Raw genomic sequence first — 15915 nt, forward strand, 5'->3', positions numbered from 1 at the left:
TCCTCTTATCGATTGTCCGCGAGGATCATGTCGGCGGCTTTTTCCGCAATCATGATGGTCGGCGAATTGGTGTTTCCTGAGGTGATCCGCGGCATGATCGACGCATCCGCCACCCGCAGTCCACGAAGTTTCCGAAATTGAAGGCGGGCGTCAACGACGCTCTCGAGATCGGAGCCCATGCGTAGCGTGCCGACCGGGTGAAAGATCGTCGTGCCGATATCCCCGGCCGCCTGCGCCAGATCATTGTCGTTTTCATAGGACGGACCGGGCTTGTATTCTTCAGGTCTAAACCGAGAGAAAGCCGGCTGCCCGACAATACGACGGGTCAGCCTCATAGCATCGATTGCGACCTGACGGTCGCCTTCCGTCGTCAGATAATTTGGCCGTATTTCTGGTTGCATGGCGAAATCAGGACCCTTGACGTGCACCGAGCCTCGACTTTCGGGGCGCAGGTTGCAGACGCTGGCGGTGATCGCGGGAAATGTGTGAACCGGTTCGCCGAACTTATCGAGAGATACAGGTTGCACGTGATACTCCAGATCGGCCGTCTCCTTTTCCGGAGAAGAGCGTGTGAAGACGCCAAGCTGGCTCGGCGCCATCGCCATCGGGCCGGAACGGCTCAGCGCATATTCGAAACCGATACGGGCCTTTCCAAACAACGTCGACGCCCTTTCGTTCAGCGTCGACACACCCGAAACCTTGTAGATCATCCGCAATTGCAAATGGTCCTGAAGGTTCTCGCCAACGCCTTCAACCTCCAACACCGAGTCGATCCCCGCCCTCTGCAGCACGTCTCCGCGCCCGACACCCGACAATTCAAGAATGTGGGGCGAACCGATCGCGCCTGCGGAGAGAACGGTCTCCCTGCGTGCGTGCGCTGTCTTCGACACGCCGTCATGATGGAACTCCACCCCCTTGACCGCACCTTCTTCGATAATAAGCCGTCGCACATGCGCCTTGGTGAGAACGGTCAGGTTGGCACGACCACGCGCCGGCTTCAGAAAGGCCTTGGCGGTGTTCCAGCGCCAACCCGAACGCTGGTTTACGTCAAAGTAGCCTGCACCCTCATTGTCGCCTCTGTTGAAATCATCCGTCGCGGGAATTCCAGCTTCTGCAGCGGCCTTTTGAAATGCGTCCAGCACATCCCAGCGAACACGTGCCTTTTCCACCCGCCATTCGCCGCCCGTCCCATGCAAGCTGCTCTTGCCGCGATAAAAATCCTCAGACTTCACGAAGTAGGGAAGTACATCATCCCACCCCCAACCCTCGCAACCCAGTTGACGCCACATGTCATAATCACGCGACTGGCCGCGCATATAGATCATGCCGTTGATGGATGAGCAGCCACCAAGAACCTTGCCCCGCGGATAGATCAACGACCGGCCATTCAGTCCCGGTTCTTCCGCCGTCTTGAAGCACCAGTCCGTACGCGGATTGTTGATGCAGTAGAGATAACCGACCGGAATGTGGATCCAGTGATAGTTGTCGCTACCGCCGGCTTCCAGCAAGAGCACACGATTATTCGGGTCTTTCGAGAGGCGGTTGGCGAGAACGCAGCCAGCGCTGCCCGCTCCGATGACGATATAGTCATATTCGCCCATGCTTTTCTCCGTGCAGTCCCGCTCTCGTGCCGAAAACGGCACGAGCCAGACCATTCATTCCGTTTTCACAAAACCTAGCCGCGATGCTGGAAACCGAGTTTCCGACCAATGCGTGAAGCGTAGAATTCGCCAATCAGGCCACGGCGGAAGACCAGCACGCAGGCCATGAAGACGAGACCGGTGATGATCGTCACCGGAAAATCAGATGTCGCCAGATAGTTCTGGAGGGTAACGACAAGACCAGCGCCGAAGATTGGCCCGATCATGGTTCCAATGCCACCGAGCAACGTCATCAAAATGACTTCGCCAGACATCTGCCAGGTCACATCGGTCAAGGTCGCGAACTGGAAAACCAGCGCCTTGAGACCACCCGCCAGACCCGCAAGTGTTGCCGACATTACAAATGCACCAAGCTTGTAGCGCTGGACACTGTATCCCAGTGAAATGGCACGCTGCTCGTTCTCGCGGATCGACTTCAAGATCATGCCGAAGGGCGAGTTGACGAAACGCCATATCACCAGCAATGCAATCACAAAAGCGGCCAGCACCGTGTAGTACATGCTGTTTGTCGCGTTGAGATCGAGAATCCCGAAGAGGTGGCCGCGCGGTACACCCTGAAGTCCGTCTTCCCCGTGTGTGAACGGCGCCTGCAGGCAGAAGAAATAGAACATCTGCGACAAGGCAAGCGTGATCATGGCGAAGTAGATGCCCTGACGCCGGATGGCAAAAAAGCCGATGACCAGACCAAGAAGGGCAGCCCCGGCCATGCCAATGACGAGACCGATCTCCGGTGTCACACCCCATTCCTTCACAGAATAGGCCGTGAAGTAGGCCGCGCCGCCGAAGAACGCCGCATGGCCGAACGACAGGAGACCCGTATAGCCTATCAGCAGATTGAAGGCGCAGGCAAACAGCGCAAAGCACAAGAGCTTCATCAGGAAGATCGGGTAGATGAACATCGGCGCGACAACCAGTACCCCAAGGCCGGCAACAATCAACGCCGTCCGGATGGTTCCAGCCGTTGTAGACACTTCCGTATGAGGCAAGGCAGCAGCAGAGTTCTGAATGGCTTTGGACATATCAGGCGTCCTTTCCGAAAAGTCCGGCGGGGCGGATGAGAAGCACAAAGGCCATGATGACGAAGATGACGATGTTTGAGGCCTCCGGATAGAAGACCTTGGTCAGTCCTTCCGCAATGCCTAGCATGTAACCCGTTACGATGGCACCCATGATCGATCCCATGCCGCCGACCACGACCACGGCAAACACCACGATGATGAGGTTGGTGCCCATGAGAGGCGACACCTGATAGATCGGTGCGGCCAGCACACCGGTGAACCCGGCAAGCCCGGCTCCAAGCGCGTAGGTCAGGGTCAAAAGAACCGGCACGTTGATGCCGAATGCCTGGACAAGCGTCGGGTTTTCCGTAGCGGCGCGCAGGTAGGAGCCGAGACGGGTCTTTTCGATCAGCGCCCATGTCGCGATGCAGGCGATAAGGGAAATGACAACGACGAAGGCACGGTAGTTCGGCAGGAACATGAAGCCCAGATTGGTGCCACCTGCTAACTGCGGCGGAACCGAATAGGGTTGACCGGCCGCGCCATAAAGCCAGCGAAAAGTCCCTTCCACCACAAGCGCCAGACCGAAGGTGAACAGCAGGCCGTAGAGCGGATCAAGATCGTAAAGGCGCGACAGCATGAACCGTTCGATGATGGCGCCGAACAGCGCCACAACGAGCGGTGTCACCACCAGTGCAACCCAGAAATTGATGCCGAAATATTGTAGCCCGAGGAAGGCCACGAACGCGCCGAGCATATATTGCGCGCCGTGGGCGAAGTTGATGACGCGCAGCAGGCCGAAGATGACGGCGAGGCCGAGCGACAGCAACGCATAAAACGAGCCGTTGATGAGGCCGACGAGCAATTGGCCCAACAGGGCCTGCACAGGAATGCCGAAGATCATCGTCATCGTTAAACCCCCAGCACTTTGTTAAGCTCGCCCATACGATGAGGCAGTTCGCCAACCGGAAAATCGCCGACCATATGTCCGTGATCCATCAGGTAGAAGCGATCGGCGATCTTGCTCGCAAAGCGAAAATTCTGCTCAACGAGAACCACTGTCATGCCGCGGCTCTTGAGTTTTTGCAGAACCTCGCCGATGCGCTGAACGATGACGGGTGCCAGCCCTTCCGTCGGCTCATCGAGAAGCAGAACCTTGACGCCGGTACGCAATATGCGCGCCATAGCCAGCATCTGCTGCTCGCCTCCAGAGAGTTTCGTGCCAGGGCTGCCCCGGCGTTCGTAGAGATTGGGAAACAGCTCGTAGATTTCGTCGAGGCTCATACCACCCTCGGACACAACCGGCGGAAGCTTGAGGTTTTCCTCGACGCTCAGGGTCGCGAAGATACCCCGTTCTTCAGGAACGAAGCCGATGCCATGTTTTGCGGTCCGATGCAGCGGCACTGGCATCATGTCCTTGCCTGCAAGCTTGATGGTGCCCTTGCGATTGCGGATGATGCCCATGATGGTGCGCAGCGTGGTGGTCTTTCCAACGCCGTTGCGCCCTAGAATAGTGATGGTCTCGCCTTCACCGACCTTGAGATCGACGCCATGAAGCGCCTGGCTTTCGCCATACCAGGATTTCAGATTTGAAACTTCGAGAAGTGCCACCATATCAGGCTTCCTCCGTACCCATATAGGCCGTGCGCACGCGCGGATCGGCGGAAACTGCGGTGTAGTCCCCTTCCGCAAGGATCTCTCCGCGTTGCAGCACCGTGACATGGTGGCAGATATCCGCCACGACCTTGAGATTGTGTTCGACCATCAAGACGGCGCGGGTCTTTGCGACTTCGCGGATGAGGTCCGCGACATGCGCAACGTCTTCGCCACCCATTCCTGCCATTGGCTCGTCCAGAAGCAGAACCTTGGGGTCGAGCGCCAGCGTGGTTGCGATTTCCAGCACGCGCTTGCGCCCATAGGAAAGATCGGCGGCGAGCGCGTCTTTTTCACGCGTCAGCCCGACCATGCTGATCAGTTCTTCAGCGCGTGCATTGAGCGTGTCGAGCGAGGAGAGCGGCAACCAGAACTGCGTGGCGAGATTGTTTGGCCTTTGCAGCGCGACCCGTACGTTTTCCAGAACTGTGAGGTGCGGAAACACCGCCGAGATCTGGAAAGAACGCACGAGACCGAGCCGCGCCACCTTGTCCGGTGGCGTTTTTGTTATATCCGTTCCCATGAAGGTGATCGTCCCGCCCGAGGGCTGGAGAAACTTGGTCAACAGGTTGAAGACCGTCGTTTTCCCCGCGCCGTTCGGACCAATCAGGGCATGCACGCGGGCATGTTCGACGTCGAGATCGACGTTCTTCACGGCCGCGAATGCGCCGAAAGTCTTGGAGAGCCCACGCGCCGAAAGCACGACGCGGTGGTCCTCCTGTCTGGCAAGGACGGGAGCGATCGTCATTGAATGTTCCCTTATTGCGTTACCAGAGAGCAACCGCTCTTGGCAGGGTCCATGAAGGCTTCCTTGCCGGGAATGGTGGCGAGCACCTTGTAGTAGTCCCAGGCCTGTTTGCTTTCCTCCGGTTTTTTCACTTCCATGAGGTACATGTCGTGAATCATCCGGCCGTTGGCAGCTACATGGCCGTCCTTTGCGAAGACGTCGTTGACAGGCATTTCCTTCATGGCCTTGGCCACGGCATCGGCATCATCCGTGCCGGCCTTCTCGATGGCCTTCAGATAATGGAGGACCGCCGAATAAGTACCAGTATGAACCATGTTCGGCATCGCGCCGGTACGCTCCTTGAAGCGTTCACCGAACTTGCGGGACTCGTCATCGCGATCCCAATAAAAACCTTCGGTAAGTGTCAGGCCCTGTGCCGCTTCCAGACCGAGACCGTGAACTTCTGCGAGGGTGAAGAGCAGGGCCGCAAGGCGCTGGCCACCGGCAACAATACCGAATTCCGCCGCCTGCTTGATAGCGTTGGACGTATCGAGGCCGGCATTCGCAAGCCCGATGACCTTGGCGCCAGAGGACTGTGCCTGCAGCAGGAATGACGAGTAGTCGGTGGTTGCCAATGGATGGCGTACCGAACCGAGCACCTTACCGCCGTTGGCCTTGACGAAATTGCTGGTGTTTTCTTCCAGCGAATAGCCAAAGGCGTAGTCAGCGGTCAGGAAAAACCAGCTATCGCCACCCTGCTTCACCAGTGCGCCGCCAGTTCCGACAGCCAGAGAATAGGTATCGTAGGCCCAGTGGAAACCATAGGGGCTGCACTGCTTGCCGGTCAGCTCCGTTGTTGCGGCACCGGTGTTGATCGTGATCTTCTTTTTGTCTTTGGACAGTGCCTGCACGGCAAGACCAACCGACGAGGACGTCAGTTCCATAATGGAATCGACCTGTTCGGTATCGTACCACTGACGGGCAATATTGGATGCAACGTCAGCCTTGTTCTGGTGGTCGGCGGTCACAACTTCAACCGGTGCGCCCAGCACCTTCCCACCGTAATCCTCCACCGCCATCTTGGCGGCCTCGAAAGAATACTTGCCACCGAAGTTGGCATAGACGCCGGATTGGTCGTTCAGGATGCCGATCTTGACCTTGCCATCCGAAAGATCGGCGGCATAAGCGGCAGTTCCCGCGGCCAACACCATGGCCGTAGACAAAATAATGCTCTTGCGCATTGACTTCTCCTCCCAGAGATCGATTGCGAGCCTCAGATCCAACTTGTGCAGTCGTGAACGGAGCACCAGCTCCGATCTGCACTGAAATGGTCACATCGCCCTCCTCAAAGCGATGCATCCTGAGCCTAGATTTCTCGAATTCGCGCATTGACACAAGACGGCTGCATCATCAAATTGCGAACAGGAACTGTTCATTTTTGAACAGAAGTCACTTCTTCGGGAACAATATGGCGACGCCTTTCACCTGGGACGACCTGCAATATTTTCTCGCTGTCGCGCGAACCGGTCAGCTTTCGTCCGCAGCCCGCAGCCTGCGGACCAGTCATGCCACCGTCTCCCGCCACATCGACCGCTTGGAATTCTCTCTTAAAACCAAGCTGTTCGAGAGAAATCCGCGTGGTTATGAACTGACGACTGTGGGGCGTCGGCTAGTCGATACCGTCGAGCGCATCGAGGCTGAAGCAGAGCGACTGCAGTCGGATATTTCCGAAAGCGGCAGCCTGTTGCGCGGCGTGGTACGGCTGAGTGCTCCGGAAGGTTTTTCCAATTTTTTCTTTGTTGAAAAGCTCAACGACTTCGCCGCGACCCATCCCCACATCATGGTGGAACTGGTGACGATCCAGCAGATCATGGCCCTTTCCAGAAAAGAAGCCGATGTGGCAGTGACGCTCGACCCGCCGAAAGCTGGTCCCTACGTCAATGAACAGATCATCGAATATACGCTGCACATCTACGCATCGCGCTCTTACCTCGCCGGCCGGCCAAAAATCACCCGCCGCGAAGACCTTCTCGACCACTTCTTCATTGGTTACGTACAGGATCTGATCTTTTCCCCGGGCCTCGATTACATGCGGGACGTGCTGCCGGGATTAAGGCCAAATTTTCAGTCTTCCAGCATCTTTGCGCAGCTGACTGCAACCCTCGGCGGTCGCGGCCTTTGCATCCTGCCAAACTTCATAGCGGCACGGTTCCCTGACCTGCAGATGGTTCTGCCGGAAGAGGTGGAGTTGCGGCGCGGCTACTGGCTGACAAGCCATCACGACTTTGCCGATGTGCCACGCGTACGGTCCTTGATGGACTTCATATTGAACACGGTTCGCGCTCACGAGAAACTGTTCGTGCTCGATCGTAAAACCCTCATCTGAGCATCCTGTCGTTCACATTTCAGCGACACCCTGTTTCCGATTGCTGGATTGGATAAGGGGGAGCGATGCCTATATGACAGGCAACAACGATACCGGCTTGCCGGTACTCCTCCAACGTTTCGAAGGCCATCATGAAAAAGATCGGATTTTTGTCGTTCGGGCACTGGACGCCCTCCCCCCAGTCGCAAACGCGCTCAGCCGCGGATACGCTGTTACAATCGATCGACCTTGCGGTTGCAGCCGAAGAACTTGGAGCTGACGGGGCCTATTTCCGTGTACACCACTTCGCCCGGCAGCTTGCCTCGCCCTTCCCGCTGCTTGCTGCGGTTGGCGCTAGAACGAAGACGATCGAGATCGGTACCGGCGTCATCGACATGCGATATGAGAACCCATTCTACATGGCCGAGGATGCCGGCTCCGCCGATCTGATATCGGGAGGGCGCCTGCAACTTGGCATCAGTCGCGGATCGCCGGAGCAGGTCATCGATGGCTGGCGCTACTTCGGCTATCGCCCTGCGGAAGGCCAGACTGAAGAGGATATGGCGCGCCAGCACACCGAAGTCTTTCTTGAACTTTTGAAAGGTGAAGGTTTCGCACAACCCAATCCACGGCCGATGTTCCCCAACCCGCCAGGCCTCCTCAGGCTGGAACCGCATTCGGATGGTCTGCGCGAGCGCATCTGGTGGGGTTCAAGCTCGAATGCGACCGCCGAATGGGCCGCAAAGCTTGGCATGAACCTGCAAAGCTCGACGCTGAAGACGGATGAAACGGGTCAGCCGTTCCACGTCCAGCAGGCCGAGCAGATCAGGGCCTACCGAGCCGCCTGGAAAGAGGCAGGTCACGAACACGAACCACGCGTCTCCGTCAGCCGTAGTATCTTCGCGCTCGTCAATGAGATGGACAGGGCCTACTTTGGTTATGGCAACAAGGAAGATGACTCAATCGGCTTCATTGACGACAAAACGCGGGCGATCTTCGGGCGCAGCTATGCGGCCGAGCCGGAAGCGCTTATAGAGCAACTGAAGGCCGACGAGGCCATCGCCGAGGCCGACACGCTGCTTCTGACCGTACCGAACCAACTCGGCGTCGCGTACAACACACACGTGATCGAAACGATCCTGAAGCAGGTGGCCCCGGCCCTCGGCTGGCGTTAATCGCCTGGTGGCGTCACCTCACCTGACCGGCTTGCCGTAACGCTCCATGCTTGCGGCAAGCGGCGTCGTGCTGGCGCCCGCTTGTTGCGGGCGTTTGTAGACACCATCAACCACATTGGCCGGCTCCTCAAAATGGTCTTTGATCCAGGGGATGTATTCGAGAATGGTCGAGGCCGGGTGCCAATAGCTCAGATGCACGTGCACCTGGCTCATTTCACCGGCATGCGGCACCACGGGCAACCGGTGAGCCAACGCCAGATCGGCGACCTGAATATATTCGGTTATGCCACCGAGCCTCGTCACATCCGGCTGAACGTAAGCGACCGCACCGGCATCGATGAATGAGCGGAAGGCATCCACGGTGTAAAGCTGCTCGCCAAGCGCAATGGGGATCGACGTGTTGCGCGCCAGCCGCGCATGGCTCGTCACGTCGTCATACCACATTGGCTCCTCGAACCAATAAATGTCGAGATCACGGGCGGCGGCGCAGAAACGCTGGCAGGTCGGCAAGTCCCATTTGCCGTTACCGTCGATAGCAATCCTGACCGATGAACCGACGCGCTTGCGGACAGCAGCAAGACGCTCGACATCAACATTCGGATCGTCGTGCCCGACCTTGATCTTGAGGCGTGTGAACCCGCCTTCTTCCACGGCCTTTGCGCTCCCGGCCAGCAAATTTTCCAGGTTGAAGGAGAGCCAGCCGATATCGGTATTGTAGGCTTCCAGCCGATCGGTTCTTGCACCGCCTAGATAGTGCCACAACGGAACGCCAGCCTTCTTGGCCTTCAGATCCCAAAGAGCCACATCGATGGCCGCCAGCGCAAGGTGCGTGATGCCAGCACGCCCAACCCACTGCAACGAGGGATAACGCGCCAGCTTCGTCCACAGTCGGGAATGATCGGATGCATCTTCGCCAATGAGCAAGGGAGCATAACAATCGCTGATGCAATAGGTAATCAGTCGATCGGAAGGCAGGTGCGCATGCGTTCCGGTAAAGCCATACCCCTCTAGGCCATCAGTGGTTACGATCTTGGCGCCAACGACGCCCCAGTGGGTGATGCTGTGGGTAGAATCTGAAATGGATGCCGAGGTTAACGGCAGGTGCAGGATAAACGGTTCGACCGACTTGATTTTCATAAGGCACACTCACTCCCTTGCGCTCAATCATCTCGGGAGGAGCATGGCGGACGTGAAAAGGCCGCGCCCGCAACGGGCCGCAAACCGTCAAACCAACCTCTTGACCAAACTCAGCAGCCTTCCTCCCAGAAGCCGTGAGCGTAGACATAAGAACTAACGCAAACTATCGACCATAGAAAATAAAAAATTTTTTATTTTTAATTTCGACGGATTGCCGATCTTTTATGGTTGAGCAATGATGTTTGCATGAACAGCTTGGTCAAAGTCACTCTTGCCGAACAGGCCCACCAGGAACTGCGTTCGCGTATCGTCAGTGGGCGGTTGCGTGGCGGGGAGCGACTGCTTCCCAACGAACTCGCCGCAGATCTCGGAATAAGCCCAACTCCGATCAAGGAAGCCTGTCTCAAGCTCGAGGCGGATGGGCTCGTGATCAATTCATCCCGCCGCGGCATGGTGGTGCGGGATTTCAGCATTGAGGATGTTGAGGAACTCTACGCCGCCAGAATGCTTATCGAAAAAGGTGCGGTCGAAGTGGCATTCGACGCCGGGCAGTTGAACGACACCCTCCATGCAAAACTTCTGGAAAGCCTCGAGAAACATCGTGCTTTCTCAAAAGGCACCAGCCTGGACGACCTATCACAGGCGCTTTTCTATGATCGTTCTTTCCACAGCCTGCTTGTCAGTGCTGCGAATATTCCCGTCATTTCCGGTTCGCATGAGCGCATCCTCGACCAGACGCACACCGTTTTCGTCTCGATTTTGGGTGACTACAGCCGTTCTGTCGATGAGCACCAGAATATCGCAGATGCGGTGGGTGCCAAAAGCAAGGCACAGATCGTCGATGCTTTGTGGCGCCACCTGGAGCGCAGCCGGCAAAACACGTTGCGCCAGATACGTCTGCTGAAGCAGAACGGAGGATAGCTGCCGGCAGCATGATAAAGACAACTGGGAGGAAACAGAATTGTCGTTTGAAAATCCGAAAGCCACGACGCTGCCAATGTCAGAACGGCTTTCCGCCAAAACCCTGTCCTATCTGCCTCAATCCATCGAAATCCCCCTTTATGATCGCGACGCGGTCACACCGGGTATCGTTCACCTCGGTGTCGGGGCCTTCCACCGCGCCCATCAGGCGGTTTTTATCGATGACTGCCTCGCGCGGGGCGAGACCGGATGGGGCATTGTGGCCGCATCGCTCAGAAGTGCAGACACACGCGATGCAATCGAACCTCAAGACAATCTCTACACGTTCAGCTTGCGCGATGCAGATGGCGAGAAGCTGCGCATCATCGGCTCCATTGTCGAAACGATCGTCGCGCCTGAGGCGCGCGAGACACTCATCGACCGTTTGTCCGATCCGGCTGTCCGGCTTGTCACGCTGACCGTAACTGAAAAAGGTTACGTTACAAATCTTGCCAGCAAGACCCTGCTGCGCGACCACCCGGATATCCTCCACGATCTTGCAAATCCCGACAAGCCGCGAACCATTTACGGCTTCATTCTCGCCGCCACACAGCGCAGGCTTTCAGAAGGTTCTGTGCCACTTACACTTTTGCCCTGTGACAATCTCCCATCCAATGGCCGTGTCTTGCAAAAACTGCTGCTGGAATATGCGAGATTGGCCAAACCCGAACTGGCGGATTTTATCGGCGAGAACATCGCCTGTCCCTGTTCAATGGTCGACAGGATCGTTCCAGCAACCACCAGCCTTGATCGCGAAAGCATCAAAGCGGCCCTTGGCGTTGAGGACGCCTGGCCCGTGGTCGCTGAGCCTTACTTCCGCTTCGTCATTGAAGATCGCTTTCCACACGGACGACCAGCGCTTGAAAAGTCCGGTGTGGAGTTCGTTGCAGACGTAGAACCCTATGAGCATATGAAGCTCAGAATGCTAAACGGTGCACACAGCGCCATTGCGGCAACCGGCCAGGTCGCCGGGCTCGCCACCGTCGCCGATGCATGGAGCGAACCTGCGATCCGGCGCTTTATTGATGCCTATTGGCATGCTGTGAAACAAACACTCAGTGCCGCCGTTGACGGAGAGGCATTTGCGGCCGGTTTACGCGAGCGCTTTGGCAACCCCGCGCTTCAACACAAGACCATGCAGATCGCCTCAGATGCCTCGCAGAAGTTGCCGCTGCGCATCCTCGCGCCGCTGCGAGAGCTGCTGGCGTTCAAGGCCGATAGCCGACCCCTTGTGCTCGCCGTCGCGCTCTGGGTCCGATCCTGCGCGACGATCGATGAAAACGGCGAGCCGATTACGATCCTGGATCCAGTGTTCAATGAATGGGATGCACCCGACCAGCTACGGATGGAGCCGGACGACGTCATCGACCGCTTCCTCAGCTTCACCCGTACATTCGGTAACGACCTTCCTGATAACACAGACTTCGTTGCAGAATTGAAAACTGCATATCGTCATGTCAGGGACAATGGTGCGCTTGCCGCTGTCAGCAGTTTTCTGAAAACGTGAATCGCTTGGAAATCAATGTGCAAAAAAACAGGCCGGAAAACCGGCCTGTTTCGTCTTCAAAACAAATGCTTAGGCTGTCGCGGCGATGCGTGCAGCCTTGCGGCGCTCGACGCGAGCGCGAATGGCATCGACATCGGTGATCGGCGTCGCCGCAAAAAGCTGGCGTGTATAGGGATGCTTCGGATCCGCGAACAGTTCCTCTCGCGTGCCCTGCTCCACGGCAACACCCTTTGAGATCACCATCACGTCATCGGCAATGTAACGCACCACGGAAAGATCGTGGCTGACGAAAACGTAGGTCAGCTCAAATTCTTCCTGAAGATCGGCCAGCAGGTTCAGAACCTGCGCCTGAACCGATAGGTCCAACGCAGAAACCGGCTCGTCCAGAACCAGCAGCGTCGGGTTCAGCATCAGGGCGCGTGCGATGGCGATACGCTGGCGCTGACCGCCCGAGAACATGTGCGGATAACGGTTGAAGTGCTCCGGGCCAAGACCAACCTTGACCAGCATGGCTTCTGCGCGTTCGCGACGCTCTGCGGCTGGGACGGACGTATTGATCACCAGCGGCTCCATCAACACATCGCCAACCTTCTGGCGCGGATTGAGGCTACCGTAAGGGTTCTGGAACACCATCTGCACCTTGGAGCGCATATCGGGACCAGGACGACGCTTGGCGATATCAACCGCCTGTCCTTCGATCTTCAGCTCACCGCCCGATGCCGGGTCAATGAGCGCAATGATGCGCGCAAGCGTGGATTTTCCCGAACCGGATTCACCGACGATGGCCAGCGTTTTGCCACGTTCAACGGCAAAATCGATGCCTTTCAGCGCTTGCACCATCTTGGAACCGCCGAACATGCCACCCGGAACGTGGTAATCGCGGGTAATCCCCTTACCTTCGACGACAACACTCATTGTACGCCCTCCTTGCCGAAGAAGTCTGATACCGTCGGCAAACGGTCACCGGTTGCATTTTCCGGCAGCGCGGCAAGCAGCGCCTTGGTGTAAGGATGCTGCGGTGCTTCGAACAGGCTCAGAACATCCGCTTCTTCCATTTTGCGACCCTTGTATTGCACCACGACACGGTCAGCCGTTTCTGCAACGACGCCCATGTCATGGGTAATCAGGATCAGCGCCATGCCGTATTCTTCCTGAAGCTTCATCAAGAGATCGAGGATCTGCTTCTGGATCGTCACGTCGAGTGCCGTGGTCGGCTCATCGGCGATGAGCAGACGCGGCTTCGATGCGATGGCGATGGCGATCATGACGCGCTGGCACTGACCGCCAGACATCTGGTGCGGATAGGCCTTGAGCTTGGTTTCCGGGTCAGGAATACCAACCGCCTTAAACAGTTCCAGAGCACGGGCGCGTGCCGCAGAACCGCTCATGCCGAGGTTGAGGCGAAGCACTTCCTCGATCTGGAAGCCGACCGTGAAAGAAGGATTGAGCGAGGCAATCGGCTCCTGGAAGATCATTGTGATCTCCCGGCCGATCAGCTTGCGGCGCTCCTGCGGCGACAGGGCCAGAAGATTCTTGCCGTCGAAGGTCATTTCGTCGGCAGTGATCATCGCCGTATCGGGCAGCAGGCCCATGACGGCCAGCATCGACACCGATTTGCCCGAACCGGATTCACCGACGATCGCCAGCACTTCGTGCTTGTCGACCGAGACGTCAATGCCGTCAACGGCAGTAAAAGAACCGGTCGCGGTGGCGAACTTGACCGTGAGGTTTTTGATTTTCAGCAGGCTCATTCGTTAGCTCCGCTTCAATTTCGGGTCGAGCGCATCACGCAGCCCGTCGCCCATGAGGTTGATCGCGAGCACGGAAATCAGGATCGCGAGACCGGGAAGGGTTACAACCCACCATGCGCGCAGAATGAATTCACGCGCTTCGGCAAGCATCGTGCCCCATTCGGACGACGGCGGCTGCGCACCCATGCCAAGGAAACCGAGTGCCGCCGCATCCAGAACCGCCGACGAGAAAGACAGCGTTGCCTGAACGATCAAGGGCGCGAGGCAGTTCGGCAAGATGGTCTTGAACATCAGACGCATATTGCCGGCACCGGCCACACGCGCTGCTGTAACATACTCACGACGAAGCTCGCTCATCACCGCCGCGCGCGTCAGACGCGCAAAGTGCGGCTGGTAGACGATGGCAATCGCAATCATCGCGTTGGTGAGGCCTGGCCCGAGGATCGCAACCAGAACCAGCGCCAGAAGCAGCGAGGGGAACGCCAGGATGACGTCCATGACGCGCATTATAACGGCATCCACCCAACCACCGAAGAAACCGGCGATAAGACCAATGACAATACCGCCCACCAGCGCGATGGAAACAACGACGATACCAATGAACAGCGAATATTGGGCACCGTAGATCAGGCGCGAAAGCATGTCGCGGCCAACCGCATCGGTTCCGAAGAAGAAGCCGGCGCGACCACCTTCCTGCCAGAATGGCGGGATCAGAAGCGCGTCGCGGTACTGTTGGGTCGGATCATGCGGTGCAAGCAGCGGTGCAAAAACCGCAACCAGCACCAAAAGGATGAACACGGCAAGGCCGATGACGGCGCCGCGGTTCTGGCGGAAATAGAACCAGAAATCGGCGATCATCCGGCGGCGAATGGCGGCGTCAGAAAGCTTGACGCCCTGGGTCGTGGTCACATTGCTCATTTGTGACGGATCCTTGGATTGATGAGGCCATAGGTCAAATCGACGAGCAGGTTGACGACCATTACCATGCCCGCGATCAGAAGCAGGCCGCTCTGCACCACCGGATAGTCGCGGCGCGAGATGGAATCGATCATCCACTTGCCGATACCCGGCCAGGAGAAGATGGTTTCGGTCAGAATGGCACCCGCCATCAGCACGCCAATCTGCAGGCCGATGGTGGTGATGACCGGGATCATGGCATTGCGTAATGCGTGAATGCCGACGACGCGTGCAGGCGACATGCCCTTGGCACGAGCCGTGCGGACGTAGTCTTCACCCATCACTTCCAGCATTGCCGAACGCGTCTGGCGCGCAATGACCGCAAGCGGGATCGTGGCAAGCACGACCGATGGCAGGATCAGGTGCGACAACGCCGAGATAAAGGCGCCTTTCTGCCCGGAAATCAGACTGTCGATCAGCATGAAGCCGGTGACAGACGGGAAGAAATACATCAGCGAGATGCGTCCTGACACCGGCGTCCACTGAAGAATACCGGAGAACATGATGATGAGCAGAAGCCCCCACCAGAAGATCGGCATCGAAAACCCGACCAAAGCCGTCGTCATGGAGATCTGGTCGAACCAGGAACCGCGACGGATTGCAGCAAGAACGCCGACAGGAACGCCGATTGCGGTTGCGATGATGATGGCGACGAGGCCAAGCTCGACCGTCGCAGGAAACAGCGACAGGAACTCGGTCAGAACGGGTTTCTTCGTGACAAGCGAATTACCAAGATCGCCCTGCAGGAGACGCCCTAGAAACTGAAGGTACTGTTGCCAGACAGGCTGGCTGAAGCCGAGCTGTTCGGCAAGCTGTGCATGCCGTTCGGGCGTAATACCACGCTCGCCTGCCATCAGCAGCACGGGATCGCCCGGCAGCACGCGCACAAAGGCGAAAGCGACAATGGTAATCCCGAGGAACGTCGGAACGAGATAGAGAAGTTTGCCGAGAATGAACCGGATCATGGTCTTTTTCCTGAAAAGACGCGCGGAAGAACATGGTTCTCCCGCGCGTCCTGTTGTTT

At 57.5% G+C, this 15915-nt stretch carries 15 protein-coding genes; 4 read left to right on the plus strand and 11 right to left on the minus strand.

Annotation, left to right across the window (positions count from 1 at the left end; translation table 11 throughout):
• Positions 1–5: 5 nt before the first annotated feature.
• The 6 genes from FY156_20800 to FY156_20825 form a co-directional block, all read right to left on the minus strand.
• Complete coding sequence (locus tag FY156_20800) at positions 6–1601, minus strand: choline dehydrogenase (protein UXS03960.1); 1596 nt, start codon at positions 1599–1601, stop codon at positions 6–8.
• A 74-nt stretch (positions 1602–1675) separates the two neighbouring features.
• Complete coding sequence (locus tag FY156_20805) at positions 1676–2680, minus strand: branched-chain amino acid ABC transporter permease (GenBank protein UXS03961.1); 1005 nt, start codon at positions 2678–2680, stop codon at positions 1676–1678.
• Between the two features lies 1 nt (position 2681).
• Positions 2682–3569 (minus strand): branched-chain amino acid ABC transporter permease, encoded by an 888-nt coding sequence (locus FY156_20810; GenBank protein UXS03962.1) that lies wholly within the window; start codon positions 3567–3569, stop codon positions 2682–2684.
• Between the two features lie 2 nt (positions 3570–3571).
• The gene (locus FY156_20815; GenBank protein UXS03963.1) at positions 3572–4273 is read right to left on the minus strand and encodes an ABC transporter ATP-binding protein; all 702 of its coding nucleotides are present in this window, start codon (positions 4271–4273) and stop codon (positions 3572–3574) included.
• 1 nt (position 4274) lies between these two features.
• Positions 4275–5060: an ABC transporter ATP-binding protein gene (locus FY156_20820; protein ID UXS03964.1), complete on the minus strand. Its 786-nt coding sequence runs from the start codon at positions 5058–5060 to the stop codon at positions 4275–4277.
• Between the two features lie 11 nt (positions 5061–5071).
• A complete protein-coding gene (locus tag FY156_20825) occupies positions 5072–6280 on the minus strand; it encodes an ABC transporter substrate-binding protein (GenBank protein UXS03965.1) in 1209 nt (402 codons plus the stop codon).
• A gap of 227 nt (positions 6281–6507) precedes the next feature.
• Here FY156_20825 and FY156_20830 point away from each other — a divergent pair, with 227 nt between their 5' ends.
• Complete coding sequence (locus FY156_20830; GenBank protein UXS03966.1) at positions 6508–7425, plus strand: LysR family transcriptional regulator; 918 nt, start codon at positions 6508–6510, stop codon at positions 7423–7425.
• A gap of 131 nt (positions 7426–7556) precedes the next feature.
• A complete protein-coding gene (locus tag FY156_20835; protein ID UXS03967.1) occupies positions 7557–8579 on the plus strand; it encodes an LLM class flavin-dependent oxidoreductase in 1023 nt (340 codons plus the stop codon).
• Positions 8580–8597: 18 nt separating this feature from the next.
• Here the strand turns inward: FY156_20835 and FY156_20840 are convergent, their stop codons facing one another.
• Entirely contained in the window at positions 8598–9716 is a 1119-nt protein-coding gene (locus FY156_20840; protein ID UXS03968.1) for a mandelate racemase/muconate lactonizing enzyme family protein, read from the minus strand.
• 246 nt (positions 9717–9962) lie between these two features.
• Here FY156_20840 and FY156_20845 point away from each other — a divergent pair, with 246 nt between their 5' ends.
• Both FY156_20845 and FY156_20850 read left to right on the plus strand, forming a co-directional pair.
• Entirely contained in the window at positions 9963–10637 is a 675-nt protein-coding gene (locus tag FY156_20845) for a GntR family transcriptional regulator (GenBank protein UXS03969.1), read from the plus strand.
• A gap of 76 nt (positions 10638–10713) precedes the next feature.
• The gene (locus FY156_20850) at positions 10714–12183 is read left to right on the plus strand and encodes a mannitol dehydrogenase family protein (GenBank protein ID UXS05179.1); all 1470 of its coding nucleotides are present in this window, start codon (positions 10714–10716) and stop codon (positions 12181–12183) included.
• A 69-nt stretch (positions 12184–12252) separates the two neighbouring features.
• On the opposite strand, the gene FY156_20855 is transcribed toward FY156_20850, so the two are convergent.
• The 4 genes from FY156_20855 to FY156_20870 are packed head-to-tail and all read right to left on the minus strand — an operon-like array spanning position 12253 to position 15856.
• Positions 12253–13098, minus strand: coding sequence for an ATP-binding cassette domain-containing protein (locus tag FY156_20855; protein UXS03970.1), 846 nt, complete (start codon positions 13096–13098; stop codon positions 12253–12255).
• On the minus strand, positions 13095–13934 hold the full coding sequence (locus tag FY156_20860; protein UXS03971.1) for an ABC transporter ATP-binding protein: 840 nt from the start codon (positions 13932–13934) through the stop codon (positions 13095–13097). The genes FY156_20855 and FY156_20860 overlap by 4 nt, the downstream gene beginning before the upstream one ends.
• A 3-nt stretch (positions 13935–13937) precedes the next feature.
• Entirely contained in the window at positions 13938–14852 is a 915-nt protein-coding gene (locus FY156_20865) for an ABC transporter permease subunit (protein ID UXS03972.1), read from the minus strand.
• Positions 14849–15856 carry an ABC transporter permease subunit gene (locus FY156_20870; protein ID UXS03973.1) on the minus strand — a complete coding sequence of 336 codons (1008 nt, stop codon included), beginning with the start codon at positions 15854–15856 and terminating at the stop codon, positions 14849–14851. The genes FY156_20865 and FY156_20870 overlap by 4 nt, the downstream gene beginning before the upstream one ends.
• Positions 15857–15915 lie beyond the last annotated feature (59 nt).

The organism is Agrobacterium tumefaciens, from assembly GCA_025559845.1.
Lineage (GTDB): Bacteria > Pseudomonadota > Alphaproteobacteria > Rhizobiales > Rhizobiaceae > Agrobacterium.

Excerpts from the sequence above, each read along its gene's own strand:
- FY156_20800 (UXS03960.1), bottom strand. The coding sequence starts at position 1,601 with ATGGGCGAATATGACTATATCGTCATCGGAGCGGGCAGCGCTGGCTGC.
- FY156_20805 (UXS03961.1), bottom strand. The coding sequence starts at position 2,680 with ATGTCCAAAGCCATTCAGAACTCTGCTGCTGCCTTGCCTCATACGGAA.
- FY156_20810 (UXS03962.1), bottom strand. The coding sequence starts at position 3,569 with ATGACGATGATCTTCGGCATTCCTGTGCAGGCCCTGTTGGGCCAATTG.
- FY156_20815 (UXS03963.1), bottom strand. The coding sequence starts at position 4,273 with ATGGTGGCACTTCTCGAAGTTTCAAATCTGAAATCCTGGTATGGCGAA.
- FY156_20820 (UXS03964.1), bottom strand. The coding sequence starts at position 5,060 with ATGACGATCGCTCCCGTCCTTGCCAGACAGGAGGACCACCGCGTCGTG.
- FY156_20825 (UXS03965.1), bottom strand. The coding sequence starts at position 6,280 with ATGCGCAAGAGCATTATTTTGTCTACGGCCATGGTGTTGGCCGCGGGA.
- FY156_20830 (UXS03966.1), top strand. The coding sequence starts at position 6,508 with ATGGCGACGCCTTTCACCTGGGACGACCTGCAATATTTTCTCGCTGTC.
- FY156_20835 (UXS03967.1), top strand. The coding sequence starts at position 7,557 with ATGAAAAAGATCGGATTTTTGTCGTTCGGGCACTGGACGCCCTCCCCC.
- FY156_20840 (UXS03968.1), bottom strand. The coding sequence starts at position 9,716 with ATGAAAATCAAGTCGGTCGAACCGTTTATCCTGCACCTGCCGTTAACC.
- FY156_20845 (UXS03969.1), top strand. The coding sequence starts at position 9,963 with ATGAACAGCTTGGTCAAAGTCACTCTTGCCGAACAGGCCCACCAGGAA.
- FY156_20850 (UXS05179.1), top strand. The coding sequence starts at position 10,714 with ATGTCAGAACGGCTTTCCGCCAAAACCCTGTCCTATCTGCCTCAATCC.
- FY156_20855 (UXS03970.1), bottom strand. The coding sequence starts at position 13,098 with ATGAGTGTTGTCGTCGAAGGTAAGGGGATTACCCGCGATTACCACGTT.
- FY156_20860 (UXS03971.1), bottom strand. The coding sequence starts at position 13,934 with ATGAGCCTGCTGAAAATCAAAAACCTCACGGTCAAGTTCGCCACCGCG.
- FY156_20865 (UXS03972.1), bottom strand. The coding sequence starts at position 14,852 with ATGAGCAATGTGACCACGACCCAGGGCGTCAAGCTTTCTGACGCCGCC.
- FY156_20870 (UXS03973.1), bottom strand. The coding sequence starts at position 15,856 with ATGATCCGGTTCATTCTCGGCAAACTTCTCTATCTCGTTCCGACGTTC.